Genomic DNA, 26,915 nt, shown 5'->3' with positions numbered 1-26,915 from the left:
GAATCAGCCCCCAAAGTCTGCCACCACCGTACCCCAAATATACGTCCAAACCCCACCACGCCACCTACCCGGCCCCGATTCCGTATTTTTGCATCACGGCTCCGGCCGTCCGCCCTTCCTGCTTCAAAATTCCTACGTATCCTGACCCCTATTATATGTCCGTAGCCGAAACCGTCGTGCCCGCGCTAGCCGCGCCCCTCACCAAGGCCGACTTTCTCACCGATTACCGCCTGGCCTGGGAAAGCCGCCACGCCTCGCTGGCCGGCCGTAAAGAAGTATTCATGGGCAAAGCCAAGTTTGGTATCTTCGGCGATGGCAAGGAGGTGCCACAGCTGGCCATGGCCCGCGCCTTTCAGGACGGCGATTTCCGCGCCGGCTACTACCGCGACCAGACGTTTATGGCCGCCATTGGCCAGCTCACCTGGGAGCAGTATTTCTCGCAGCTCTATGCCAACCCCGACGTGGAGGCCGAGCCCGCCACGGCCGGCCGCGCCATGAACGGCCACTTCGCCACCCGCATGCTGGATGAGGACGGCAACCTGACCGACCTCGCCCACACCAAGAATTCCTCGGCCGACATCTCGCCCACCGCCGGCCAGATGCCGCGCCTGCTGGGCCTGGCCTACGCCTCCAAGCTGTTCCGCCAGAACCCCGAGCTGCATCAGTTCGACACGCTTTCCACCAACGGCAACGAGGTGGCGTTCGGTACCATCGGTAATGCCAGCACCTCGGAGGGCATGTTTTTTGAGGCCCTGAATGCGGCCGGCGTGCTGCAGGTGCCCATGCTGGTGAGCGTGTGGGACGACCATTACGGCATCTCCGTACCGGCTGAATATCAGACTACCAAGCAGAGCATCAGTGAAATTATGATGGGCTTGCAGCGTGAGGGCGAAGGCCAGTCGGGCTTCGAGATTTACGTAGTGCGCGGCTGGGACTATGCCGGTTTGGTCGATACGTACCAGCGCGCCGCCGCCGTGTGCCGCGAGCAGCACGTGCCCGTGCTCATCCACGTCACCGAGCTCACGCAGCCGCAGGGCCACAGCACCAGCGGCTCGCACGAGCGCTACAAGAGCAAGGACCGCCTGACCTGGGAGGAGGACCACGACTGCCTGCACAAGCTGCGCGAGTGGCTGCTGGCCGAAGGCCACGCCACCGAGCTGGAACTCGACGAAATTGAGAAACAAGCCGCTGCCGTTATCAAAGCCGCCCGCACAGCCGCCTGGGCCGCCTTCTTCGACCCCATCAAAGCAGAGCGCGACGAGGCTGTGGCCCTGCTCGAAAAGCTGGTGGCCGACACCGGCACCGAAAACACGCTGCACGAGCAGGTGGAGCAGCTGAAAACCAACCCCACGCCCATCCGGGCCGACATTGTGCGGACCATGCGCCGCGTGCTGCGCCAGGTGCGCAACGAGAAGCGCAGCTTCGGCCGTCGCTCGGTGCAGCGCCACCTGGAGCAATTGCTGGCCGAAAACGCCGACCGCTACAACTCCAACCTGTTCAGTCAGAGCGAGCTGGCGGTGGGCAACATTGAGGAAGTGGCCGCCACCTACGCGCCCGATGCTCCCGTGGTGGACGGCCGCGAGGTGCTCCAAGCCTGCTTCGACGCCAACTTCCAGCGCGACCCCAAAATCTTCGCCATCGGCGAGGACGTGGGCAAGATTGGTGATGTGAACCAGGCCTTTGCAGGCTTGCAGGACAAGTTTGGCGAGCTGCGCGTGACCGATACCGGCATCCGCGAGTGCACCATTGTGGGGCAGGGGATTGGGGCGGCCCTGCGAGGCCTGCGGCCGATTACCGAAATCCAGTACCTTGATTATCTGCTATATGCCATCCAGATTCTGAGCGACGACCTGGCCTGCCTGCAATACCGCACCAAGGGCGGCCAGAAGGCCCCCCTCATCGTCCGGACGCGGGGGCACCGGCTGGAGGGCGTGTGGCACTCCGGCTCGCCCATGCAGATGATTCTGGGCAGCATCCGGGGCATTCATTTGTGCGTACCGCGCAACATGGTGCAGGCCGCCGGCTTCTACAACACGCTGCTGCGGAGCGACGAGCCCGCCATCGTGATTGAGTGCCTGAATGGCTACCGCCTGAAGGAAAAAACGCCCAGCAACGTGGGCGAATTTACCCTACCGTTGGGCCGCCCCGAGGTGCTGAAAAAAGGCACCGACGTAACGGTGGTCACCTACGGCTCGATGTGCCGCATCGTAATGGACGCCGCCAAGCAGCTGGCCGACGTGGGCATTTCCGTCGAGGTAATCGACGTGCAAACCCTGCTGCCCTTCGACACCGACCACCTCATCGCCGACAGTCTCCAGAAAACCAACCGCGTGCTGTTTGCCGATGAGGACGTACCCGGCGGCGGCACCGCCTTTATGATGCAACAGGTGCTGGACGAGCAGCAGGCCTACCGCTTTCTCGATGCGCAGCCGCGCTGCCTGGCCGCGCAGGCCCACCGCCCAGCCTACAGCTCCGACGGCGACTACTTCAGCAAGCCCAATGCCGAGGACGTGTTCGACACCATCTATGAGATGATGAGCGAGGACGCGCCGGAGCAGTTTCCAGCTATCTACTGAGGAGGTGACGCTGTAGGCCGGTCCGGCCTACAGCGTCACCTCGCTGGTGGTGATTTTGTTGCTCTCGTGCAGGCCCCGGTCCAGGATGCTGATTTCGAACCGGAAAACCTGGCCGGGCGCGAATACCGTGCCGTCGAGGGAAAGAGGCAGCTTATAGCGCAGCTCGCCTTTCAGTGGGGCGGCGCGGCCGTCGGCCCCGTTGAGGCGGGGGTACTGGCTGTCGTATTCGCCCGCGATACCGGCGGGAAAAGGCGGCTGGGCTGGCGTCACAAAAAAATCGAAATTCTTAGTAACGGCGTTCTTTTTGTAGGGCTGAATGAAGTAGTTGTAGCTGTAGCCCCGGTTGTTGTGCCCGCCGGTTTTGGTGTTGAAGGGGGCCATGGCGAGGTCTTCCGGGCCCAGGCCCAAGTCGCCGTCGCCATCGCGGAAGCCGAGCACGAATTCCAGCGTATCGCGGCCCACGTTGCCATTCACGGCAGGAATGCGTGTCACCTTAACATCCCGGAACTCAATTTCGGGCGTATTCGAGTAACTGGGAGCGCTGAGGCAGCCGCTGAGGCCCGCCCCGGCCAGGCCAAAGAAAGCAATTCCGCGCAGGGTACGAAACAGGTTCATAAAGACAGGAAGTGAGAAGTCAGAAGCACAACGGCCGAAGTGGCCCCAAAGTACGTTCTTCCCAACGAATAGCCAAGGTGGTTGGTTCGGGGGTATTCGCTAAACTGGTTATTGGCTCATGAGTTTCCGTTCTGATTTTTTGCAAGGCTTGCCTTCCGTTACGGTCGCCACCTTTGAGACGGCTGCGCTGGCGCTGTTCCGGTACCAGGCCGCGCACTGCCCGCCCTACACGGCCTACCTCGCGCAACTAGGGCGCGACCAGGCTGCCGTGACCCGGCTGACGGATATTCCGTTCCTGCCCATCGAGTTTTTCAAAACCCACGAAGTCTGCACCAACCCGGCCGCATGGGAGCCGCAGGAGCTGTTTCTGAGCAGCGGCACCACGCTCCAGCAGCGCAGCCGCCACCTCGTGCGCGAGCCGGCCCTGTACCGCGAAAACGCCGCCCGCATCTTCGAACAGTATTACGGCCCGCTCACGGACTGGACGTTTCTGGCGCTGCTGCCGTCGTATCTGGAGCAGGGCAATTCCTCACTGGTGGCGATGGTGGACTATTTCGCGCAGCAATCGGGTCAGGCGCAGCCGGCGTTTTTTCTGCACGACCACGCCGTCCTGCGCACCGCGCTGGCCGAGGCGAAGCAGGAACCCGGCCGCCGCGTAATGCTCATCGGTGTGAGCTACGCGCTGCTGGATTTCGCTCTGGAAGCCGGCCCCGCGCCGGAGCTGCAAGGCCTCACCGTGCTCGAAACCGGCGGCATGAAGGGTCGCCGCCGCGAGATGATTCGGGAAGAGCTGCACGCCGAATTGCAGCAGGCATTTGGGCCGGCCGGCATTCATTCCGAATACGGCATGACGGAATTACTCAGCCAGGCCTATTCGTTGGGCGATGGCCGCTTCCACAGCCCCGCACCGTTGCGGGTGCTGCTGCGCGACCCGTCGGACCCGTTCTCGATTGGCGGTAGGGGTGACGGGGCTGTTAATGTAATTGATTTGGCGAACGTGGATTCCTGCGCCTTTGTCGAGACAAAGGATTTAGCGCGGATGCACCCGGATGGGAGTTTTGAGGTGCTGGGCCGGATGGATAATTCGGATGTTCGCGGGTGTAATCAGATGGTGTAGAAAGTGACGTAAAAAAACTACATAGGCATTATCTTAGTCAAACAAAATTAATTTATATAAACTAAAAAAACTTTAGACTTGTTGCGAAGTGAGTGAAGTGCGGAATTTTCGACAAACTGTACTTAAATTTAGAACATGAACTTTTCCGTAAAAAACCTCACTACTTCGCGTAAATGGCGTGCTGCCACGGGACTCACGGCGGAGCGTTTTGCGCAGCTTTTGGCGCATTTTAAGCAGGCGTATTTTCGGTTAAATGGAACAGATATGATTGAACGTGGGGCTTTTGCGCCGTATGAAGTAGCCCTTAAAACAGAAGAAGAATTACTGCTTTTCACCCTATTCAGCTTCAAAGCAAACTTGACGTATGATTTGTTGGGATTGGTCAGTGGGATGGACGGTTCCAACGCGAAACGCAACCAGGAATTAGGCATTACGGTGCTCCAAGAAGCGCTGGAGCAAACCGGGCATGCGCCAAAGCGGGAATTTGCGACAGTGGCCGAATTTGAAGCCTATTTTCAGGAACACGAGACGTTATTGGTCGATGGAACAGAGCAACGCAAGCAACGACCAGGAAATAAAGAGATGCAAAAAGACTACTATAGCGGTAAAAAAAAATACACGCCGTAAAAGAGATAGTTATTTCAACGACCATTCGCTGGATTGGTTTTATCAGCCGTTGTTACGGCGGAAGACACCACGACTACAGTGTGCTAAAAAGCATTTTACCAGTTGATAAAGAGTGGTTTAAAAAGTTCAAGGTGCGGTTGGACCTGGGGTTTTTGGGCTTCGCGAAAGACTACGTTTGCCGGAAAGTTTTTATTCCTATCAAAAAGCCGAAAGGGAAAGAACTCACCGATGAACAACGAGAAATAAATACAAAACAAGCAAGTGAACGAATTACCGTAGAGCATAGCATTGGCGGATTGAAACGTTATCGAATTTTGGAAGACCGATTACGTTTGCATAATTTGAACCTGTACAATGACGTGCTGGGAGTGTGTGCGGGCTTGTGGAATTTCAGCTTAAATCTGTGATTAATAGCTCGCAACAAGTCTTTTGTTTTGATACAGCAAAAGTCATTTAGATTAATTGCAGTTGTTTCCTATCTGCTTATCATGCTAATGGGGCAAATGATGGCACTGCCATTTTTTCTTTGGCTGCTGTTTACAATGTTTGATGTTGGCAGTATTGACCAGCTATATGGACTTTTGGCTATTACAGGCCTTGTGACGATTTACATAAATCATAATAAAACACGAACATCAAGAATCTTGATACTTGACTTTTTGTGTTTCATTTTATTAGCGTCGCCTCTTGTAAGTAGAATGAACGCAGTGCCAATTGAACTCTTCAATTACTTTGCTTTCATTAGACTTGTTGCGAGCTATTAATCACAGATTTAAGCTGAAATTCCACAAGCCCGCACACACTCCCAGCACGTCATTGTACAGGTTCAAATTATGCAAACGTAATCGGTCTTCCAAAATTCGATAACGTTTCAATCCGCCAATGCTATGCTCTACGGTAATTCGTTCACTTGCTTGTTTTGTATTTATTTCTCGTTGTTCATCGGTGAGTTCTTTCCCTTTCGGCTTTTTGATAGGAATAAAAACTTTCCGGCAAACGTAGTCTTTCGCGAAGCCCAAAAACCCCAGGTCCAACCGCACCTTGAACTTTTTAAACCACTCTTTATCAACTGGTAAAATGCTTTTTAGCACACTGTAGTCGTGGTGTCTTCCGCCGTAACAACGGCTGATAAAACCAATCCAGCGAATGGTCGTTGAAATAACTATCTCTTTTACGGCGTGTATTTTTTTTTACCGCTATAGTAGTCTTTTTGCATCTCTTTATTTCCTGGTCGTTGCTTGCGTTGCTCTGTTCCATCGACCAATAACGTCTCGTGTTCCTGAAAATAGGCTTCAAATTCGGCCACTGTCGCAAATTCCCGCTTTGGCGCATGCCCGGTTTGCTCCAGCGCTTCTTGGAGCACCGTAATGCCTAATTCCTGGTTGCGTTTCGCGTTGGAACCGTCCATCCCACTGACCAATCCCAACAAATCATACGTCAAGTTTGCTTTGAAGCTGAATAGGGTGAAAAGCAGTAATTCTTCTTCTGTTTTAAGGGCTACTTCATACGGCGCAAAAGCCCCACGTTCAATCATATCTGTTCCATTTAACCGAAAATACGCCTGCTTAAAATGCGCCAAAAGCTGCGCAAAACGCTCCGCCGTGAGTCCCGTGGCAGCACGCCATTTACGCGAAGTAGTGAGGTTTTTTACGGAAAAGTTCATGTTCTAAATTTAAGTACAGTTTGTCGAAAATTCCGCACTTCACTCACTTCGCAACAAGTCTATTATTCCGACAGCATTGTTTGCTTTGTTTTATGCGGCTTCATTATTTCTTGGTTATAAACAATATTCACAAGTTGAGACAGACTGAATTTTCCATAATTTAGATATCAAATAAAAAAAGCAGCGCCAGAATCAACCGATTCTGGCGCTGCTTTTTTTATTTGCAAACAAACCCTGCTACTTCCCCGCAAATGCCTTCGCGTCGCCTTCCGTAATCGTGTCGTCGCTCATAATGACTAAGCGTTCCACCACGTTGCGCAGCTCGCGGATATTGCCGCGCCAGTCGAGGCCTTTCAAATACTCCAGCGCAGCAGCGTCGATTTTCTTGGGCTTGTTGCCGTAGTCGGCGGCGATGTCGTTGAGGAACTTCTGAATCAATTCCGGGATGTCTTCGCGGCGGTCATTCAGCGAAGGAACCTGGATTAGAATGACGGAGAGGCGGTGGTAGAGGTCTTCGCGGAAATTTTTGTCGGTGATTTCCTGCAGCAGGTCTTTGTTGGTGGCGGCGAGGACGCGCACGTTCACCGAGATTTCTTTTTCGCCGCCCACGCGGGTGATTTTGCTCTCCTGCAAGGCCCGTAGCACCTTGGCCTGGGCCGAGAGGCTCATGTCGCCGATTTCGTCCAGGAAAAGGGTGCCACCGTCGGCCTGCTCAAACTTGCCGATGCGCTGCTTCACGGCCGAGGTGAAGGAGCCTTTTTCGTGACCGAACAGCTCGCTCTCAATCAGCTCGGAGGGGATGGCGGCGCAGTTTACTTCCACCATGGGGCCGTTGGCGCGGTTGCTGAGCTCGTGGAGCTGGCGGGCCACCATCTCCTTGCCCGCGCCGTTGGGGCCGGTGATGAGGACGCGGGCATCCGTCGGGGCGACCTTTTCGATGGCTTTGCGCACGGCCCCAAGGGCGGCCGAGGACCCCACCATTTCCGAGCCTTTCGTGACGGAGAGCTTCTTTTTCAGCGTCTTGGTTTCGCTGACGAGTTTGGTGCGGTCGAGGGCGTTGCGCACCGTCAGGAGGAGGCGGTTGAGGTCCGGGGGCTTGGAAATGAAATCGTAGGCCCCTTTTTTGGTGGCATCGACGGCGGTTTCGATGTTGCCGTGGGCCGATACCATGATGAAGGCGGCGTCGGTGCCCATGGCCTGGGCGCGGGTCAGGACTTCGAGGCCGTCCATTTTGGGCATGCGGATGTCGCAGAGCACCACGTCGTATTTTTGCTGGATGAGCAGGTCGAGGCCGGCGGGGCCGTCTTCGGCCTGGTCTACTTTGTAGTTTTCAAATTCCAGAATCTCCTTCAGCGTGTTGCGGATGGCTTTTTCGTCGTCGATGATAAGGATGCGGGGCATGCGGGGCGGAATACAGATGGAATGCGAACAGCGAGCAGCGAAGGTAATGAAAAGCGCCGCGTGTAGTTTAAGGACGTAACAAACAACAACTGCGGCCAGCCGTTTCTACACCGAGCTGCAAACAGCTTTACCTTCGCTCAATCCAATCTAATTTCCTGCATGAAAAAATCGATAACCCGCCCGTTGCTGCTCACGGCAGCCCTGGCCGGCAGCTTCAGCCTCTACTCCCTCACCAGCAAGCCCACCGTGGCCCCCGACGCTGATAATGCTGGCCTGAAGCTGCCCGCCGGCTTCGGCGCGCTGGTGGTGGCCGAAACAGGCGGCCGCGCCCGGCACCTGGCCGTGACGCCGGAAGGCAATATTTTTGTAAAGTTGAACCGGCCCAAAGACGGCAAAGGCATTCTGGAGCTAAAGCCCACCGCCACCGGTAAGGCCACTGTTTCGGGCGGCTTCGGTAGCTACGGCGGCACGGGCATTTATGCTAAGGACGGCTATCTGTACGCCTCTTCGGATGAGGACGTGTACCGCTATAAGCTGGATGCGAAAGGGGAGGTGACCAACCCCGCGCAGCCCGAAAAAATCATCACCGGCCTGCTGAACCGGGGCGAGCACGAGAGCAAATCCATTGTGCTGGATAATGCCGGCAACGTCTATGTCAACGTCGGGGCGTATTCGAATTCCTGCCAGGTGAAGGACCGGGAGAAAGGCTCGATGGGCCGGCCCGACTGCCCGATTCTGGATTCGGCGGGCGGCATCTGGCAGTTCCGGGCCGATAAGGCCAACCAGACCTACGGCTCGGGCACGCGCTACGCCACCGGCCTGCGCAACGTGGTGGGCCTCGACTGGAACGCGCAGAACAACCAGCTTTTCGTGATGCAGCACGGCCGCGACCAGCTCCACGACATCTTCCCCGCGATGTACGACACCAAGGAGTCGGCGGAGCAGCCGGCCGAGTGCCTCTACGAAATCACGAAGGGCGCCAACGCCGGCTGGCCCTTCCTGTACTATAATGGCCTGACGCACCAGAAAATACTGGCCCCCGAGTACGGCGGCGACGGCAAGAAGCTGGCCGACCCCAAGTACCTGGAGCCCGCCGCCGCCTACCCCGCCCACATGGCCCCCGATGGCCTGCTGTTCTACACCGGCACCATGTTTCCGGCCAAGTACCGCAACGGCGCGTTCATCGCCTTCCACGGGTCCTGGAACCGGGCTCCCGAGCCCCAAAAAGGCTATTACGTGGTGTTTCAGCCCTTCAAAAACGGCAAGCCCAGCGGCCAGTGGGAAGTGTTTGCCGATAACTTCGCCGGCTCGGATGCCAAGGCGGCCGCCGGCCGCGCCGACCACAAGCCCTGCGGCTTGGCCCAGGGCCCCGATGGCTCGCTCTACGTGAGCGACGATAAGGCCGGCACCATCTACCGCATCGTATACAACCAGAAATAAGCGTGTTCGTGAAGAAGTCTTTTGTGATACTGGCCCTGCTGGCCCTGACCAGCGTCCCGGCCTTCGCCCAGAAAAAACCAGCCGCCAAAGCCCCGGCCAAAAAAGCCGTGTCCGGCGTTTCGGCCGCCACGCTGTTGCAGGGCAAGTCCATCTACACCCAATACTGCCTCACCTGCCACCAGGCCGATGGCCTCGGTGTGGACGGCATGAACCCGCCCCTAGCCAAAACCGACTACGTGCTGGGCGACAAAACCCGCCTGATAGGCGTACTGGTCAACGGCCTGAAAGGCGTGGACATCAACGGCGAGGAATACCACGGCGTGATGCCCTCGCAGAGCTACCTCAACGACCAGCAAATGGCCGACGTGCTGACGTACGTGCGCAATTCGTTTGGCAATAAAGCCAGCGCCGTGACGGTGAGCGAGGTGAAGGCCGTGCGGGCTACTAATAAGAAGTAGCCGTGCCGGTCCGACCGCCTAGGGCGGTCGGACCGGCACGGCATCAAAAAAGGCCACTCCCATACAGGAGTGGCCTTTTTTGATGATTGGTGATGGGTCTGTAAGCCGGGTTTTGTCCGTGGCCGAAGCCACTGCCTCACCATTTATCTAGGCCAGTCCTCGCGGAAAGGCTCAATCAACCTACCCGCTGGCGCCGGACGAGCCGCCCGGAGCCGATGCGGCCGAAGCCGCGCCGGCGTACCAGCTTATTTGGTCTTTCAACCCCTGAGGTTTACCCAGCCGGGACGGTTGCCCGCCCGCTGGTGCGCTCTTACCGCACCTTTTCACCCTTACCGGCACCGGCCCGAAGGCCAACACGTAGGCGGTAATTTTCTGTGGCACTCGCTGTCTTGGTTCGCATTATGCTTGCCAGTCCTTCCCGTTAGGAAGCAAGGTGCTCTGTGTTGCCCGGACTTTCCTCGTCGCCCGAAAGCGCCGCGGTGAGGCGACCCATCACTGCGGGCAAAGGTAGCACACGAATAAACTAGAACGTTATCCTGAGTGAAGTCGAAGCATCTCTACCGCGCAAAGATTCTCCCAAGTTTTGTTAGGAATAGCTCAAAGCCTGGAATCGGCGGGGCAAATTGGCAAGTTAAAAGTTGCTGGCTCCCATTGTAATTGTAGTCGGCAAACCAATAGTGGTAATCATCAATCTGATTAAATGTGACTTCTGACGGCATATCGTGCATTCTACTAAACTTTCGTTTCAGTGCAATGAATAATTCACAATCAGGAGGCCAGCCTGGGTTAGCTACTATTTCCATAATCTCATTACCAGCAGCCAATTCCTTTTTAAGTATGTGCCGCAGAGGAGGCGCTAGTTTGTCTAGAGGTGCCATTACTTCCCCTCCCACACATTATCCTTAGGGTAGCTATCCGGCACCAGCGTGCTGCCCAGCGTCACGCGTTTCAAGGGCTGCTTGGTGGCGACGGGGACGGTGACGGAATTGGCCCCGGTTTCCCAGACGCCGATGCTGCGGTGGATTTTTTGGGTGGTGTTGTCGGCGAAGGTGATGGTGAGGTCGACGGGGACGGGCTTGGTGCCTTTGGCCTGCACCTGCACGTCGTAGCCGGCGCTGCTTTTCGTGACGCGGGCGATGGCCAGGTCGGGGTAGCCGGCATCGAAGAACCAGCGCTGCCAGAACCAGTTGAGGTTGCGGCCCGCCCCGGCGTTCATGCTGTTGAAGAAGTCGTGGGGCAGGGGGTGCTTGCCGTTCCAGTTGCGGATGTAGGTGTGCAGGGCCTTCGTAAATAGCTCATCGCCGAGCATATCCTTGATGTAGAGGTAGCCCAGGCCGGGCTTGGGATAGGAGTTGAGGAAGAAGGGCAGGCCGGTTTGCTGGGTGCTGAGCGTGGTGATGGGCAGGTCGTTTTCGGTGGCGGCGTACTGCGCGTAGCGGGCAATGCCGTAGTCGTCGTCCAGCTTCGGGTCGATGATGCCCGATATCAACCACTCGCCGATGGTGGCCCAGCCCTCGTCCATCCAGCTGTATTTGGTTTCGTTGATGCCCATGTAGAAGGGGAACATCGTGTGGAAGATTTCGTGGTCGGTGAGGGTGATGGCGTCCTCGCGGGTGGCGGTGGGGTTGTCGTTCACCATCATGGGGTACTCCATCTGGTCGAGGCCGTCGAACACGGTTTCGTGGGCGTAGGGAAAGGGCCACTTCGGGAAGGTGTAGCTCATGGCCTCCACCGTTTTGCGGCTGAAGTTGATGACTTCCTTGTAGTCTTCGTGCTTGGGATTGTACACGGCATCGACGCGGGTGCGGCGCTTGGTGGCGGGGTCCACCACCAGGCTGGTGCTCTGCCACACGTAATGGTCGGCGGTGGCGAATACGAAATCGGTAACGTTTTTGGCCTCGAAACGCCAGGTATTCTGGTCGGTCTGGGCGGTGATGTCGCGGCGCTTCGCATCGTCCTCGCTGATGATGCTCACCACGGTGTCCTGCTGCTCGGCATCGCGCAGGCGCTGGGCGTACCTTGGGGCCAGCACTTCGGCGGCGTTGGTGAGGTCGCCGGTGGCCCAAACCACGAAATTCTTGGGCACGGTGATGGTGGCTTTGAAATTGGCGAAGTCGTTGTAGAACTCCTGGTCGCCGGTGTAGGGCACGCGGTTCCAGCCGTCGAGGTCGTCGTACACGGCGATGCGCGGGAAGAAGTAAGCCACGAAAGCGGCCCCCGGCTCAACTTCGCCGGTGCGCTGGTGCGAGCCCTTGTTGAGGGTGTAGGCGTAGGTGGCACGCACCGTGGCAATCTGGTGCGCCCTGAGGGCACGGCGCAGGGTTATGGGCAGGTTGGTGGCGTCGGGGGCCAGCTTGCTCACATCGAATTTTTCGCCGTTGATGCTGAGGTTGAATATTTTAACGCCGTCGCTCACGTCTTCCGGGGCAATGGCGCGGCTGCGGGGCGCCCCCTTCTGGTAGAGGTTGGGGTAGAGCTTGAACCAGAGCTGCTTGAGCGAATCGGGGCTGTTGTTGACGTACTTGATGTCTACCGTGCCCGACACGAGGCGGGTATCGGGGTTGAAATTCACGGCCAGGTCGTAGTCGGCGGTGTTTTGCCAATAGTTGGGGCCGGGCAGGCCGGTTTCGGCGCGGGTGCCTTTGGCGTAGGGGATTTGCAGGTTGCGCGGTACGGGCAGCGCGGGCTGGGCGCGGGCCACTGAGACCAGTAGAAAAAGGGCAGCGGCAATCCGACCAAATGGTTTCATAAGCAACAAAGTAGCAGCAGGCGCTGCGAAAGGAATAGGCACAAAGAAAATAGCAGCTACGAATTGGCCCGAACCAGGCCAGTTGGCGTCAGCGTCTGCTCCCCGTGCCAGCGGTAGGCCATCAGCTCACCGCCTTTTGCCACGCTGTAGTCGAGGCACACGGAGTGCGGTGTGAGCAGCTGGGGCTCGCCCCGCAGCCAGTAATGCCCGAAGAACACCGGCGTTTCGTCCTGGTAGTAGCTGGCGTTGGGCAAGGTGGCCACATCCACGGGCTGGTCGGCCAGCGCCTCAACGGATTCCAGGTAGTAGTTGTGGTAGGTGGAAATGGCCGGGTCGCGCCACCACGCGGTGCGCACCATGGTGCGGCGGTGGCCGTCTTTATCGAAGAAATGGTGGCCGCCGGGCAGCTTTGTTTCGTGGCCTTTCAGCGTGACTTCGATGGCATTGAACTCGTCGGAACCCACCCGGCTGGCCGCCAGTAGAAATTCCGGCGTGAGCCGGGCATCGGGCAGCCACCCGCGCAGCTGGGCAATGTAGCGGGCATCCCAGCAGGCGTGCACCACGCGTAAGCCCGGCAGCTCCAGAAACAGCGGCAGCGTGCGAAACCACGCCAGGCAGCCCTGCCATTCGGCAAATAGCTCCTTGGTGCTGAACTCCTGAATGGTGGCGAGGTGCTGCAAAATGTGATGCGGTCGGTGGGGCCGCAGGTGCCCGCCGGCGGGGTCGGAGGCCCAGAAGGCGAGGGCGTTGTACTCGTGGTTGCCCATCACGGCCAGGGCCGCGCCGCCGTCTACCATGGCGCGCACCACTTGCAGCGTCTCACGAATGGCCGGGCCACGGTCAATAAAATCACCAACGAAAATGACTTGCCGGCCCGCCGGGTGCCGGTAGGTCCCGAGGGCATCGGGCGCGTACCCAAGCTGCTGCAGAAGCTGGCGGAGCTCCGCCGCATGGCCATGAATATCGCCGATAAGGTCGTACATGGAATGTAGGAGTGGAATGGGTAGAAAATCAGAACGTCATGCTGAGCTTATCGGAGCATTTCTACCGCGCGACTAAATCTGATTAGTTGCGCGGTAGAGATGCTCCGACAAGCTCAGCATGACGTTCAAAACAGCCGTCACAAAACTTGAGAACCTACTTCAGCCGCACCAGCGTGGCACCGAAGCCGAACTTCTCCTTGCGGGCGTCCTCGAAGAACTTGATGTCCTTGTTCCGGCTCAGCTGGCGGTGGATTTCCTTGCGCAGTACCCCATTGCCCATGCCGTGAATAAACACGATTTCGTGCATGTTGGTGGCCAGGGCGCGGCTCAGCGCGTCCTCAAACGCATCGAGCTGCAGGCGCAGAATGGCGGTGTTGCTCAGCTCCTCGGTGTTATCGGGGCGCAGGGCTTCGAGGTGCAGGTCGAGCTCGTGGGGCGGGGCCACGATAGGGCCGGCCGGCTTGGCTGGCGTGGCGGCGGCTACCACAGCGGCCGGCTTGGCCGGTGCGTCGCCGCTGAGCTGGGCTTTGAGGGCGGCAATATCCACACCGGCGGGCTTGGCCGGGGCGGTGGGAGCCGGGGCAGGAGTTTCTTCGGCCAGCTGCTCGGGGGCGATGGCGGCGGCCGCTTTCTCGTCCAGCTGGAAGAGGTAGGCATCCTTGCCAATCACCGGCGCGGGCTTTTGGCTACCGTAGAACGTGCTGGCCTTGAAGGCCTGCCGCTTGGTGAGCAGCTCGTAGGCCGCGTCGCCATTCGGCTTGCTGGGCAGCAGCTGGAAGATGACCGCGGGCCAAGCCTCAAAATCCTTCATGTGCAGGAAGGAGAGGGGCTTGGTGCTGGTTTTGGGGCCAAGCTTGTCGGCGGCCAGGGCGCGGTAGGGGCGGGCGCTGGTTTCCTCGCCATAGGTGAAGAGCACGTCGGCCTCGGTGTTGTTGATGAGCGTGACGCCCAGCAGCTCCGGGGACTGGTGCACCAGGGCCAGGAACAGGCCTTTGGCCGCCGCCGGCTGCCTGGCCCCGGCGGCCGGCCCGCTGATTTTGGCCACGCCTTTGCCGCTCGAAGCCACGGCAGCCAGGGCCTCCTGCAACGAAGGCTGCACCGGCTTGGGCGCAGCCGGCGTAGCCGACGGCCGCTTGCTGTTGTCCTTCTTGCTGGCGTTGGCATTTTTGCCGGGCGTCTGGCCGGGGCCGTAGTCCACGGCGGCGCGGTCGAAGTTCTTGCCTTCTTCCTGGGCCACTACCACTACTTCGCGCCGAAGCACGGGAATGGTAAAATCGTTGTCAATAGCTACTTCTACCAGCTCACTGTCGAGCAGGCGGGTAACAATTCCTTCTTCGGTGCCGGTCAGGAGCCGGACTCTATCTCCTACGTTCATAAATCACGGATTTGGCAGATTTAAACGGATTTCACGGGTTTTGTGGACGATTATCGGCCGCCGGAAGTAGTCCGTTTTTCTTCATTTTGACCCGCCCGGATGGGCTGGGTCTACAAAAGTACGTTTTTGGCGTGCCGACAGATGCCTTACCTCTTTTTTAAGGTAGAAAGCCTCCCATCATGCCACACAAAAATGCCCACAAATACCAGTGATAATGTGCAGAATATCATTAGCATACTCACCTAAAAAATCCGTAAAACCCGCGTAATCCGTGATTTACATGTATAGGCCGTGAAAGCCAAAACCGTCGCGCCCGTTGTACTCCAGCGCCGGGGCTGGCAAGTGGAAAATGCTGAGGGTGTAGAATATCTTTTTCAGCAGCGGGCTACGGGTGGGAATGCGGCGCAAATCTACGTCGAGCGAAAGGTAAAACTGGCGGTAGGGGCGCAGGCCTTTTTCGGCGTTGGTGCCGTCGTCGTTATACACCATGTCCTGGCCGCCGTAGCCCACGGCGGGTTGCAGCCAGCGGGGCCAGCGGTTGCCGGGCTTTAGGAACGCGCCTACATCGGTGCAAAGCCAGTAGGTCTGGCCGTTGTAGTCCTTCAGCCAGCGCTCAGGCACGTTGCTGCCCAGCACGTTGGGGCGCATGGCGGCGTAGCTGGTGAGATGAAACGACCATTTGGGCATGATGCGGACATCGTGCCAGGCCAGCTGCTGGGCCAGCAGGGCCGAGGAGCCCAGGAAATTGGCCGCCAAATCGGTGGCCGACGCGCCGTAAGCCGGGTCGAAGCCGTCGAGGATTTCAATCGGGCTCTGCACCACGAAGCCCACAAACGAGCCGTACCAGATGGCCTTTTTCTCGCTCAGGCCGGCCCAGCGCAGCATATCCACCGCGCCCCGGCTTTCCTGAAACGCGCCCCAGAAATGCCCGCACTTGTCGAGCTGCTGCCACTCGGGCAGGTCGTTGAACCAGTGCAGCTGCACCCGCTCGCCGGTGTACCAGGCCGTGGTGAGGCCGGTGTAAATAACGCCGTAGCTCAGCGCCGTGCCGCTCACGAGTAGACGCAAGCGGCGCTTGCGCAGTGCCACCGAATCAACCGGAAAGTTGCTGCGTGAGGAGACATCAACCGAGCGAACCGGCGGGCCACTCGCACTGTCGGTACGGAGCGGCACCTGCCCGCGCCCGGCCAGTGGCACCGCCAGCGCACCGCCCATGGCCAGCCCGGCCAGACGCCCGCGCCCGAACAAATCTAAAATCAACGAGACAAGCGCCATGCAGGCTATAAATAGTGCCTAAAGGTATGCCCCATAAAGCCGGCTGCTGGCTCCAATGGCGTATCTTGCGACTTGGTTTGTCAACAAAAACAATTAATTACAGGCTTGGCAAACGTTTCCGCAAGCTTTTATTTCAGCTATCTAAGCAATTTTTAATCAACCACTTCCTTCTCATTTCGCATCCTAAAAATTCCCAATGCAAAAACTTCGACACCTCACCGCCCTGCTGTTGACCCTGCTGGCCTGGACCGCCCAGGCGCAGGTAACTACCTCGCCGGTTTTCTTCACCGATACCACGCCCGTCACCATCACCTACGATGCCAGTCAGGGCAACGGGGCGCTGGCCAATTTCACCGGCAACGTCTACATCTGGACCGGCACCGTGACCAACCTGAGCTCCAGCAACACCAACTGGCGCAACGTGCACAGCCCCAGCTTCGGCGTGGCCGACCCCTCGGCGCAGATGACCCGTAGCGCCAGCAACCCCAACATCTACACCATCACCTTCACGCCGCGCACGTTCTACCCCATTCCGGCGGCCGAAACGCTGCTGCGCCTGGGCATGATTTTCAAGAATGCCGACGGCTCCACGGTGGGCCGGGCCACCGGCGGCGGCGACATTTTCGTGGATGCGTCCACGACTGCCCTGTCGGTCCGCATCACCAACCCGACTTCCAACGCCAGCGGCAACCCGCTGTTCGTGGCCCTGGGCGCACAAGTAAGCGTAACGGGTACGGCCTCCGCCACGGCCAACCTGGCCTTCAGTCTCAATGGTACGCAGGTGGCCCAGCAGGCCAGCGCCACCACCCTCACCACCACCGTCACAGCGGCCACCGGCCGCAACGTGGTGCGCTTCAGCGCCGTCAGCGGTACCAACCAGGCGGTCGATTCGCTGATTTTTGTGGTGCGCCCCACCGTTACCGTTGCCGCGCTGCCCGCCGGGGCCAAGGACGGCGTTACGTACCTGAATGGCGGCACGTCGGTCATCCTCAACCTCACGGCCCCAAACAAGCAGTTTGCTTATGTCCTGGGCGAGTTCAACAACTGGCAGACAACCAACGCCAGCTACATGAACAAAACGCCCGACGGCAACCGCTGGTGGGTGCAAATCAACGGCCTCACCGCCGGCCGCGAATACGCCTACCAGTACCTCGTGGACGGCACCCTGCGCGTGGCCGACCCCTACTGCGAGAAAATCCTGGACCCGAACGACGACCAGTACATCCCGGCCGTGACCTACCCCGGCCTCAAGGCCTACCCCACGGGCCGCACCACGGGCATTGTGTCGGTGCTGCAAACCAACCAGACGCCCTACGTGTGGACAGCTACCACCTTCCAGCGCCCCAACCGCACCAACCTCGTGGTGTATGAGCTGCTGATGCGCGACTTCATCGCCCGCCACGACTACCAGACCCTGCGCGACACCCTGAACTACCTCTCGCGCCTCGGCGTGAATGCCATCGAGCTGATGCCCATCAATGAATTCGACGGCAACGACAACTGGGGCTACAGCCCCGATTTCTTCTTCGCGCCCGATAAATACTATGGCACCAAGCAGGCCTTCAAGCAGTTCATAGATGAATGCCACCGCCGCGGCATCGCCGTAATTCTGGACATGGTGCTCAACCACTCCACCGGCCAGAGCCCAATGGTGCAGCTATACGCCGGGGCTAACGGCGGCCCTTCGTCCGATAACCCGTGGTTCAACGTGACGGCCCCGCACCCGTATAGTGTGTACAACGACTTCAACCACGAAAGCGCCCTCACCAGGTCCTTCTCGAAGCAGGTGATGTCGTTCTGGCTTCAGGAATACCACATTGATGGCTACCGCTTTGACCTGGCTGGCGGCTTCACGCAGCAGCCCAGCACGGGCAACACCTACGGCAACTACGACCAATCGCGCATCAACATCTGGCTAGATTATTACCAACACATGATTGGCGTCGATGCTAACCTGTACCCCATTCTGGAGCATTTCCCCGAAAACCGCGAGGGTAAGGCCCTGGCCGACGCCGGCTTCATGATATGGGGCAACGCCGTTAATAACTACAACGAGGCCACGATGGGCTACCTGCCCAATTCGAACTTCAGCTACGGCTACTACGGCAGCACCGCCCAGGGTGGTCGCGGCTGGAACAGCCCCAACCTGGTAACCTACATGGAAAGCCACGACGAGGAGCGCCTGATGTACAAGAACCTCACCTTCGGCAATTCGGCCGGCACCTACAGCACCCGCGACCTCAACACCGCCCTGGCGCGCATCGAGCTGGCCTCGGCCTTCTTCTTCACCGTGCCCGGCCCCAAAATGGTGTGGCAGTTTGGCGAGCTGGGCTACGACAAGTCCATCTTCGCCTGCTCGAATGGCACCGTGCCCACGCCCTATGGCAACGACCAGTGCAAGCTGAGCGCCAAGCAGCCCGTGTGGGCCTACTACCAGGATGCCAACCGCCGCCAGCTCTACGATGTGCAGCGCGCCCTGATTGCCCTCAAAAAGCAGGAGTCCGCCTTTGCCAACCCCACCGGCTACACGCAGCAGCTGGCCGGCGCCGCCAAGTCCATCCACGTCAGCAACGCCACGCAGAACATCACCATCATCGGTAACTTCGACGTGACCAGCACCACCATCGACCCCGCCTTCCAGCGCACCGGCAAGTGGTACAACTACCTGTCCGGCGACAGCATCACCGTGACCAACGCCAATGCGCTCATCACGTTGGCTCCCGGCGCCTACGCCGTTTACACCACGCGCCGCCTCAAAAAGGCTGTTCTGCTGGGCACCAAAGCCAGCCGCACCGATGCCCTGCGCCTCGTGGCCGTGCCCAACCCCAGCAGCAGCACCGCCAGCCTGCAGTATGAGCTGGCCACGCCGGCTGTCGTCACCGTCACGGTGCACAACGTGCTCGGCGCTACCGTACGCACCATCAGCAGCCGCGCTACGCAGGCCGCCGGCGCGCACGAGCTCGCCCTGCCCGTGCAGGACCTGGCCAATGGCATTTATGTGGTGCGCCTCAGCACCGGCCAGCTTATGCAAACTACCCGCATTGTAGTGCAGCACTAACGCTGCCTAACCAGGGCCACGAAAAAGGCCGCTTCCAGTTGGAAGCGGCCTTTTTTTGTGAAGCGGTTATTCAGAACGTCATGCTGAGCGCAGCCGAAGCAGCTCGCGTGCCATAGTATCCAATCGATTGAGTTACTACCACACGCGAGCTGCTTCGGCTGCGCTCAGCATGACGTTCTGAGACGCATCTCAGTACTAACAAAACCAGCGTTTACCGCACCGGCAATTCGTCGTGGTACGCCACCAAATCGTCGATAGGGGAGCGGATAATCTTGCCCACTTCCATGCCGTGGGTTTTGGCCACCTGCGTCAGCACATCGCGGAAATTGTAGCCCACCGAGCCCACGCAGTTGAAGGTGTATTCCTGAAAGCGCGGGTAGTGCAGCACCAGGTTCTGGAAGAAGGTTTCGAAGCCTTCGAGTACGATTTCGCGGCAGTAGCTCACGTTGTTGTGGTCGTAGGCAAACTTGGCGAAATTGGCCAGGTAGCGGTTGGGCAGCGGCTGGTTGTAGAGGCGGTCCAGAATGTCGTTGCGCGAGCCCAGCGCGTATGTCTCCTTGAAAATCTCCTGCAGGCCATCGGGCAGCAGGCCACGTAGGTAGTCGCGCAGCAGCCGCTTGCCGAAGTACGAGCCCGAACCCTCATCGCCTAGGAAATACCCCAGCGAATCCACGTTGTACGTGATTTTCTCGCCATCATACAGGCAGGAGTTGGTGCCCGTGCCCAGAATGGCCGCGAAGCCGGGCTTGTGGCCCAGCAGGGCGCGGGCCGCGGCCAGCAGGTCTTCGGTTACGTGGGTCTTGGCCTTGGGAAATACCTGGCGCAGGGCCGCCGCAATCACCTCCGCCTTCTGCGCCGACGACACGCCCGCGCCGTAGAAATGCACGTCGGTCACCTCCTCGCGGGGCAGCGTACTGGGCAGGTGCTGGTTGAGCGAGGCCACAATGGCCGCCGTGTCCATGAAATCAGGGTTATAGCCCTCCGTGTTAAAGTACACGCGGTTGTGCGCGTCGTCGAGCTGGCACCAGCTGCATTTCGTTGAGCCGCCGTCGGCAATAAGTATCATAGGAGAGGGAATTATGAAGCAGACAACGAAAGTAGCAAGTAGTGTGGGAACCGGCTGAGTGGCCGAAAGCGAACAAACGATTGCAGAAAACTTTTTTTGAAAAAACCGTTGTTCTTGGTTTGAAAAAAGCCGGGATGACGCCAGATAACCTGTTTTGGCTGTGTCCTTCCCCGGCTGAAACCTTGGTCAGTTTCGCACTTGGGTGGGTAACATCCTCAATGCTTCCGAAATCTGAGCGGCTTCGGCCGGTAAGTAAGTAGGCCGTGGCTAGCTCGTCAGCTTTCACGGGGCTGGCTCCTCCATTTTGCTGAATCTGTGCACGGCCGATACGCCCTCTAAAATGCGTTTTTTCGTGGCCGGTGCCTGCCCGGTGCCTGCCCGGTGCATGTGCAGGAAGAAAGGCAGCAACATAGTGACTTCGCCACGCGAAGCATAGGCCGCATACTGGCGTAGCCATGCATCCGGCGGGACGTTGCCATTGCTTTCACGATTGGAATCACTTCCGTACGCACGATGCTGCGCCCGGAGCAGTATGCAGCCGCTTAGAGCGTATCCAAACAGGAGGTAATACTGAGCTTGTCGAAGCATGGCGCACTACTTTAATTACGAAACCGTTACTTACTCAAAAGGCTGTTTTCAATCCAGCGGCTGCCAGCATACGCTCTGCTTCGTTTCGGAATCGAACGGACATAGGACTTACGCACTTCAAAAGCTATGTAACCTGAAAATCAACGACTTGCATTCAAGACGCATATTTGTTATATTGCTGTTTTTCAGTTTGTTAGTGTTTCAACTGCGTAAGTCCTAGGACATAAAAAAGCCGCTGACATGGCCAGCGGCTTTTTTATGTCCGTTCGATTCCGAAACGAATGCTTTTAATTAGGGTGTGACGGTGAGCGTACCGGCCGTCACGTTGGCTCCGCTGCCGGTTATCGTCAGCTTCACCGTGTAGGTGCCGGCCACGGCAATTGACATGTCTTCGCCGTTAATCTTCAGCGTAGTGGCGGTGGCGCCGGGCATCAGGGGCTTGGTCAGCGCGCCCAGGTTGATGGCCCAGTCCTGGTTCTTGCGGAACTTGAAGTCGCCGACGTTGAGGGCCGAGCGCAGCACGTAGGCATTGGCCACACAGTCCCACTTCAGCATGCGGTCAGTGGCGGTAGCACCGGGCCAGCCATCGCCGGCCGGGCCCACCAGGCCCCAGGTGTCGGCGTTGGGGGCCGTGCACTCGTCGTAGGGGGTGGCCGTGAGCTGTTTCGTGGTGGAGTAGAGGGTAGGCAGGTTACCAGCCACGAAGGTTTTCAGGCGTACATCAACCAGGCCCGGCTGGCCAAACGGCAGGCCCAGAAACAGCAGGGCCGAGTTCAGGTCAATGGTTTTGATGGTCAGGGAAGAAGCCGTGCCCACGCCGCCGCTGATTTCCCGTACCGTGGCGAAGTTGGTGCCCGCCTTGGCAATCTGCAGGGTGTAGGTTACCGTGGAGGCTACTTTGGAATCGTCCGACGTCGTGATGGTGTAGGGCGTCCAGGTGTAGGTCACGGCCGTGTTCTGGGCATTGGCCTTCGCCAGGGCCCCGGCGTTGGTGGTGCTCGCCGTCAGCACCGGCGGGGCGCTGAACTCGGAATTAACCCGCACCTCGTCCTTCTTACAGGCTGTGAGGCTGAGGGCCAGCAGGCCGGCCAGGGCCGCCGTTTTGGAAAATAAGCGATACATAAGAATAAGTGAGTTGAGTGAGAACAAAGGATACTGCCTGCCCGGAGTTGCCGCCGGGCAGGCAGAAAAAGCTTAGTAGCCGGGGTTCTGCTTCAGGTTCGGGTTGGCCGTGAGGTCAGAGGCCGGAATCGGAAACAGCTTGTACTTGTCATCCACCGCTTTGCCTCCCGAAATGCCGCCTTTCCAGGGCCAGAGGTAGGCGCCGGTCACAAACTTGCTGTAGCGGATAAGGTCGGTGCGGCGGGTGCCTTCCCAGTGCAGCTCGCGGGCGCGCTCGTCGAGGATGAAGTCGGAGGTCAGCTGGGCATCGGTGATGTCGGCCGTGGCGCTGGCCGTGGTCGTGGGCAGGCCGAAGCCCCGACGACGAATCTGGTTCACGTAGCCCAGCGCCAGGGTGCGGTCACCGCTGCCACGGGTAGCGGCTTCGGCGTAGATGAGCATCATGTCGGCTAGGCGCAACATGGGGAAGTCCACGCTCGAAAAGTTGAGCGAAGCCCCCTGCGCCACGCCTGCCGAGTTCACGTTGCGGTACTTCACCACGCCCAGGCCTTGCGTGAACTGGCTCAGGTCGGTGATGGCCAGCGTCTGGCCCTTGGTGTAGAAGCGGCCCCGGCGGTCGCGGGTGGTGTCGCCGCCAGCCAGGAAAAACTTGTCGAACAAAGCACTAGTGGTACGCAGACCGCCCCAGCCGGTGGTTTGGCCTACCAGGCGCTGCCAGCTGGCATCAGCCCCACTTGTGGCACCGTTGATGAGGAACGTGGTGCCGCCGTAGCTCTGCACGCTGTTTACATCAAAAATGACGGGCCAGATGATTTCACTTTTGGCCGACGCCAAGTGATTGTCGGCCAGAAACAGGCGGCCGTAGGCTGAGGCAACCGCCGGCGCAGCCGTGGTGCTGAGCGTGTAGCCTGCGTCAATCACGGCCTTGGCTTCGGTGGCGGCCTTGGCGTACTGCGGGGTACCGGTATACACGCCGGCATTGAGGTAGAGGCGGGCCAGGAAGCCGTGCGCGGCGGCCTGGTCTACGCGGCCATACTCATTGGTGCGGGGGGTAGCCAGGTCGTTGGTGAGAGCGAGCAGCTCGCTTTCCACGAAGCTATAGAGCTGCTGGCGGGTGTTGTACACGGGCAGCGGGCCACCCACGGGGTCTTTCTCGGTCACGAACGGGCCGTTGCCGAACAGGTCGATGACGTGGTAGTAGGCTACGGCCCGCAGGAACCGGGCCTCGGCCCGGAACAGCTTGCCCTGTTCCTGCTCGCTGCTGCTCAGGCGGCTGCTGAGCTTGTCGTCGGTGGCTTCGCGCAGGAATTCGTTGCAGATGGCAATTTCGTAGTACAGGCGGCTGTAGAAACCCCGGGTCAGCGGGTCGCTGGCATCCCAGCTCAGCTTGTGCCACTCCTGCACGCCCGGGTCGTTCCAGGCAATCACGGCTTCGTCGGTGGTCAGCTCCTGGGCACTCCACCACTGGCGGATGTAGTCGGAAGTGCCGGCGTCGATACCGGTGATGTCGCCCGAGCCGGGGCCCGAAGCCCCGGTGAGGGCGAAGCCGCCGTAGAGCTTGGCCAGCACCTGCTTATAGCCGGCCAGCCCAACGTACACCTTGTCGCCGGTGAGCTCATACTTCGGCGTCTGGTCCAGGTCTTTGGTGCAGGACGTGCTGAAGCCCGCCAGGGCGGTGCTCAGCGTGAGGGCCGTTAGCCCCCGGTATAATGCGTTTTTCATGAGTACTGGTGGGAATTAAATGCCGAGGGCGAGGCCGAGGGTGAAAGTACGGGCACGCGGGTAAAAGTTGCTGTCGATGCCACCGGATACTTCGGGGTCAACCCCTTTGTACTTGGTCACGAGGAAAGCATTTTGCACGTTGGCCGTTACGCGGAGCGATGAAGCGCCGAGCACCTTGCCAACGTTGTAGCCCAGCGAGATGTTTTCGGCCCGCAGGAACGAAGCATTCTGGACGTAATAGTCCGAAAACAGCTGCTGACGGGTGAAGCCGGTGTTCAGCACGTCGGGGCTCAGGTTACTTACGAAAAGAGTGGAGCCTTGGGCGTTGGCATAGGTACCAAAGTTTGCGGCGTTGGCATTATACACGTAGTTGCCCAGGTTGCTGCGCAGGGTGAAGGCAAAAACCAGCTTCTTGTACGTCAGGTTCGAGCTGAAGCCCAGCGTAACGAGCGGCGCGGACTGCTTGTAGGAAACGTAGTCGGCGTCGTTGATGATGCCGTTGCCGTCTTTGTCTACATACAGCCCTTCCACGGGGCGGCCATCGGCACCGTACACCTGCTTAGCCACGAAGAAAGAGTTGATGGGCTGGCCCACGCCCTGAATCTGGATGGTGTTGCCGGTGCCGCCGCCAATGCCGCCCACCTTGTAGCCGTTGAAGTTTTCGGCCTGCTGGCCGAGGTCAGTGATTTTGTTCACGTTGTAGGCGCCGTTCAGGTTCACGTTCCAGTTCAGGTCAGAACCCTGCAGGATGCCGTAGTTCAGGCCTACCTCGATGCCGCGGTTGCGCAGCGAGCCGATGTTGGCGTCGAGCTGGTTGGTAAGGTTGGAGCCGGCCGAGAAGTTCACGCGGGCCAGCAGGTTGCTGGCGCGGCGCTCATACACGTCTACCGTAGCCGTCAGGCGGTTATCCAGGAAGCCCAGGTCCAGGCCGGCGTTGTAGGTGTTGGTGGTTTCCCAGGTTAGGATGGCGTTGTAGCCCTGGGGGCTATAGGTCGGCACGGTCGTGCTGCCCGTGTTGCCGAGCGGGTAGGTCGTCGACGAGCCGCTGAGTACGTAGCGCGGTTGCGTGTCGTAGTAGCCCTGGCCCAGGTCCTGCTGGCCCGTGCGGCCGTAGCCGGCCCGCAGCTTCAACTCCGAAAACAGGTTGTTATCTTTCAGGAAATCCTCGTTCTTCACGCGCCAGGCCAGGCCTACGGCCGGGAACAAGCCGCTGCGGTAGCCCGGACGGAAGCGCGAGGTCTGGTCATTACGCAGGGTAGCCGTCAGCAGGTACTTATCCTTCACGTTCATCGTGGCGCGGCCGAAGTACGAGAGCATCACCAGCTTGCCGTAGTAGTTCGGCACAGTCAGGGTATCGCTCGAGTTCACCTTGGTCTTGCGGTCGTAGCGGTAGTCCAGGAAGTTAGGGCCCTGGTACACGAAGGTTTGGTAGGCATAGCCGCCCTGCACGTCGAATTTGGTGCCGCCCACTTGCTTGCCGTAAGCCAGGTAGGCTTCGAGCAGCTTCATGTCCTTGTCCTGGGCGTACTGAGTATAGCGGCCGTTAATACCGGCGTTGGTGGCGGCGGCGGCGGCCGTGTTGTAGTTACCGAAGTCCGTGGGCTGAATGATGTTGCTGCCGCGTCCGCGCGACACATCCAGGCCCAGGTTCAGGTTGGCGCGCAGGCCGTCAATGCCGTGGACTTTGTAGTCGAACTGCACGTTGCCGATGAGGCGCTTCACCTGACTGGTGTTGTTGGAGTTGTTGAGGGCGGCCACCGGGTTGCCGGGGGCGTTGCCCAAGGGCTGGCCCACCGAGTTGGTGAACTGGGAGTAGCCGCCGTAGCGCGTAAAGCGCGACTCGGTCGACGTAACCGATTGGGTGGGGTCGTAGAGCGCAGCCCCGGACACGGTGCCGTAGTCCACAAAGCGGTTATCCACAACCGAACCTTTGGCGTTCACGTCGATGCGCAGGTGGTTGTCGAGCAGCGTGGGCGATAGGCTCACCGAGCCCGAGTTCCGCTTCAGCAGGTTGGTGATGATGATGCCCTCCTGGTAGAGGTTGCCGTACGAAACCCGGAACGGCACCTTGGCCACCGAGCCAATCAGGCTCACCGTGTTGTCGTAGGTGGCGGCAGTGCGGGAAATTTCCTTCTGCCAGTTGGTGTCGCCTTTGCCCAGCGTGGCAAACTGCGAAGCCGCGCCATTGGTCTGAATCAGGCTGCGGAACTGGTCGGTGCTCAGCGTCTCGTAGCGGCGGGCCACGGTCGAAACGCCCACTTGCGAGTTCAGCTCCACGCGGAGCTTTTCGCCCTGCAGGCCTTTTTTGGTGGTGATGAGGATAACGCCGCCCGAAGCTCGGTTGCCGTAGATGGCGGTGGCCGAAGCGTCTTTCAGCACCGTGAAGGTCGCAATGTCGCTGGGGTTAATCAGGGAGAGCGGGTTGGAGGCGCCGCTGATGCCTTCCTTGTCTACGGGCACGCCGTCAATCACGTACAGCGGGTCGCTGTTAGCGTTCAGCGACGAGTTGCCCCGGATGCGGATAACGCTGCCCGTGCCGGGCGCGCCGCCGGCCGTGGTGATGCTCACACCGGCCACTTTGCCCTGGATGAGCTGCTCGGGGTTGGTTACCTGGCCCTGCACAAACTGCTTGGCATCAACCGTGGCCACAGCCCCGGTCACGTCCTGGCGGCGCTGGGTGCCGTAGCCTACTACCACGGCCTCGGCCAGCTGGGTCGTATTCTCGCTCAGGCCGGCCGATACTTCGGCGTTCTGGCCAGCAACTACCGTCACGGCACGGCGAACGGGGTTGTAGCCCACAAACGAAATCACGACTGTGTGCGGTCCGGCGGGCACGCTCTGGATGCTGTAAGTTCCGTCTATGTTTGAAGAGCTGCCCAGCGAAGTGCCCTCGATGAGGACCGTAGCGCCGGGAATGCCTTCGTTTTTGCTATCGGTGACCCGGCCGCTGACCGAACCGGTCGACTGAGCAAATGCAGTCGAGGGGAGGAAGCCAAATCCTGCTAATAATAGCAGAAACAGGAGCTTCGCTAAATAAGGTTGTCTCATGGGAAACTTCTTAAATGTGTTGGTGGTGGGAA

At 59.2% G+C, this 26,915-nt stretch carries 19 protein-coding genes and 1 other RNA gene; 7 read left to right on the top strand and 13 right to left on the bottom strand.

Going from position 1 to position 26,915, the window contains the following annotated elements:
• The first annotated feature begins 155 nt into the window (after positions 1-155).
• Positions 156-2,576 (top strand): alpha-ketoacid dehydrogenase subunit alpha/beta, encoded by a 2,421-nt coding sequence (locus KQ661_RS14995; protein ID WP_216727377.1) that lies wholly within the window; start codon positions 156-158, stop codon positions 2,574-2,576.
• A gap of 27 nt (positions 2,577-2,603) precedes the next feature.
• Here KQ661_RS14995 and KQ661_RS14990 read toward each other — a convergent pair whose 3' ends face one another.
• Positions 2,604-3,191 carry a hypothetical protein gene (locus KQ661_RS14990; RefSeq protein ID WP_216726365.1) on the bottom strand — a complete coding sequence of 196 codons (588 nt, stop codon included), beginning with the start codon at positions 3,189-3,191 and terminating at the stop codon, positions 2,604-2,606.
• Between the two features lie 148 nt (positions 3,192-3,339).
• On the opposite strand from KQ661_RS14990, the gene KQ661_RS14985 reads away from it, so the two are divergent.
• The 3 genes from KQ661_RS14985 to KQ661_RS14975 all read left to right on the top strand — a co-directional run bounded on the left by KQ661_RS14985 (position 3,340) and on the right by KQ661_RS14975 (position 5,342).
• Positions 3,340-4,308, top strand: a complete 969-nt coding sequence (locus KQ661_RS14985; RefSeq protein ID WP_235726984.1) for an acyl-CoA synthetase family protein — start codon at positions 3,340-3,342, stop codon at positions 4,306-4,308.
• 135 nt (positions 4,309-4,443) lie between these two features.
• Positions 4,444-4,935, top strand: coding sequence for a transposase family protein (locus KQ661_RS14980; RefSeq protein ID WP_216686216.1), 492 nt, complete (start codon positions 4,444-4,446; stop codon positions 4,933-4,935).
• Positions 4,923-5,342: a transposase family protein gene (locus tag KQ661_RS14975; protein ID WP_216680677.1), complete on the top strand. Its 420-nt coding sequence runs from the start codon at positions 4,923-4,925 to the stop codon at positions 5,340-5,342. Before KQ661_RS14980 ends, KQ661_RS14975 begins: the two co-directional genes overlap by 13 nt.
• Positions 5,343-5,699: 357 nt before the next feature.
• Here KQ661_RS14975 and KQ661_RS14970 read toward each other — a convergent pair whose 3' ends face one another.
• From KQ661_RS14970 to KQ661_RS14960, 3 genes are all read right to left on the bottom strand, one after another.
• Positions 5,700-6,065 (bottom strand): transposase family protein, encoded by a 366-nt coding sequence (locus KQ661_RS14970; protein WP_317196152.1) that lies wholly within the window; start codon positions 6,063-6,065, stop codon positions 5,700-5,702.
• Positions 6,066-6,106: 41 nt separating this feature from the next.
• Complete coding sequence (locus KQ661_RS14965) at positions 6,107-6,598, bottom strand: transposase family protein (protein ID WP_216686216.1); 492 nt, start codon at positions 6,596-6,598, stop codon at positions 6,107-6,109.
• Positions 6,599-6,835: 237 nt separating this feature from the next.
• Positions 6,836-7,999: a sigma-54-dependent transcriptional regulator gene (locus KQ661_RS14960; RefSeq protein ID WP_216689114.1), complete on the bottom strand. Its 1,164-nt coding sequence runs from the start codon at positions 7,997-7,999 to the stop codon at positions 6,836-6,838.
• A gap of 159 nt (positions 8,000-8,158) precedes the next feature.
• Between KQ661_RS14960 and KQ661_RS14955 the strand changes: the two genes are divergently transcribed.
• Both KQ661_RS14955 and KQ661_RS14950 read left to right on the top strand, forming a co-directional pair.
• A complete protein-coding gene (locus KQ661_RS14955) occupies positions 8,159-9,439 on the top strand; it encodes a PQQ-dependent sugar dehydrogenase (RefSeq protein WP_216689113.1) in 1,281 nt (426 codons plus the stop codon).
• 8 nt (positions 9,440-9,447) lie between these two features.
• The gene (locus tag KQ661_RS14950; protein ID WP_317196119.1) at positions 9,448-9,897 is read left to right on the top strand and encodes a c-type cytochrome; all 450 of its coding nucleotides are present in this window, start codon (positions 9,448-9,450) and stop codon (positions 9,895-9,897) included.
• A gap of 85 nt (positions 9,898-9,982) precedes the next feature.
• Here KQ661_RS14950 and rnpB read toward each other — a convergent pair.
• The 5 genes from rnpB to KQ661_RS14925 all read right to left on the bottom strand — a co-directional run bounded on the left by rnpB (position 9,983) and on the right by KQ661_RS14925 (position 16,279).
• An RNA gene (rnpB, locus tag KQ661_RS14945) (RNase P RNA component class A) lies at positions 9,983-10,393 on the bottom strand.
• Positions 10,394-10,774: 381 nt separating this feature from the next.
• Positions 10,775-12,646 carry a M1 family metallopeptidase gene (locus KQ661_RS14940; protein ID WP_216727376.1) on the bottom strand — a complete coding sequence of 624 codons (1,872 nt, stop codon included), beginning with the start codon at positions 12,644-12,646 and terminating at the stop codon, positions 10,775-10,777.
• Positions 12,647-12,702: 56 nt separating this feature from the next.
• The gene (locus KQ661_RS14935; protein ID WP_216727375.1) at positions 12,703-13,629 is read right to left on the bottom strand and encodes a metallophosphoesterase; all 927 of its coding nucleotides are present in this window, start codon (positions 13,627-13,629) and stop codon (positions 12,703-12,705) included.
• A gap of 154 nt (positions 13,630-13,783) precedes the next feature.
• Positions 13,784-15,004: a Smr/MutS family protein gene (locus tag KQ661_RS14930; RefSeq protein ID WP_216689110.1), complete on the bottom strand. Its 1,221-nt coding sequence runs from the start codon at positions 15,002-15,004 to the stop codon at positions 13,784-13,786.
• Between the two features lie 276 nt (positions 15,005-15,280).
• Positions 15,281-16,279, bottom strand: coding sequence for a DUF2279 domain-containing protein (locus tag KQ661_RS14925; RefSeq protein ID WP_226915599.1), 999 nt, complete (start codon positions 16,277-16,279; stop codon positions 15,281-15,283).
• 196 nt (positions 16,280-16,475) lie between these two features.
• Here KQ661_RS14925 and KQ661_RS14920 point away from each other — a divergent pair, with 196 nt between their 5' ends.
• A complete protein-coding gene (locus KQ661_RS14920) occupies positions 16,476-19,337 on the top strand; it encodes a DUF4961 domain-containing protein (protein ID WP_216727374.1) in 2,862 nt (953 codons plus the stop codon).
• A 211-nt stretch (positions 19,338-19,548) separates the two neighbouring features.
• On the opposite strand, the gene KQ661_RS14915 is transcribed toward KQ661_RS14920, so the two are convergent.
• From KQ661_RS14915 to KQ661_RS14900, 4 genes are all read right to left on the bottom strand, one after another.
• Entirely contained in the window at positions 19,549-20,403 is an 855-nt protein-coding gene (locus KQ661_RS14915) for an N-acetylglucosamine kinase (protein ID WP_216689108.1), read from the bottom strand.
• Between the two features lie 879 nt (positions 20,404-21,282).
• Positions 21,283-22,113, bottom strand: a complete 831-nt coding sequence (locus tag KQ661_RS14910; protein WP_216727373.1) for a SusE domain-containing protein — start codon at positions 22,111-22,113, stop codon at positions 21,283-21,285.
• Positions 22,114-22,185: 72 nt separating this feature from the next.
• Entirely contained in the window at positions 22,186-23,835 is a 1,650-nt protein-coding gene (locus tag KQ661_RS14905; RefSeq protein WP_216689106.1) for a RagB/SusD family nutrient uptake outer membrane protein, read from the bottom strand.
• Positions 23,836-23,850: 15 nt separating this feature from the next.
• Positions 23,851-26,883 carry a SusC/RagA family TonB-linked outer membrane protein gene (locus KQ661_RS14900; RefSeq protein WP_216689105.1) on the bottom strand — a complete coding sequence of 1,011 codons (3,033 nt, stop codon included), beginning with the start codon at positions 26,881-26,883 and terminating at the stop codon, positions 23,851-23,853.
• Between the last annotated feature and the right edge of the window lie 32 nt (positions 26,884-26,915).

Source organism: Hymenobacter siberiensis (assembly GCF_018967845.1).
Classification (GTDB): Bacteria; Bacteroidota; Bacteroidia; order Cytophagales; family Hymenobacteraceae; genus Hymenobacter; species Hymenobacter siberiensis.
This window is presented reverse-complemented; position numbering and strand designations above follow the sequence as displayed.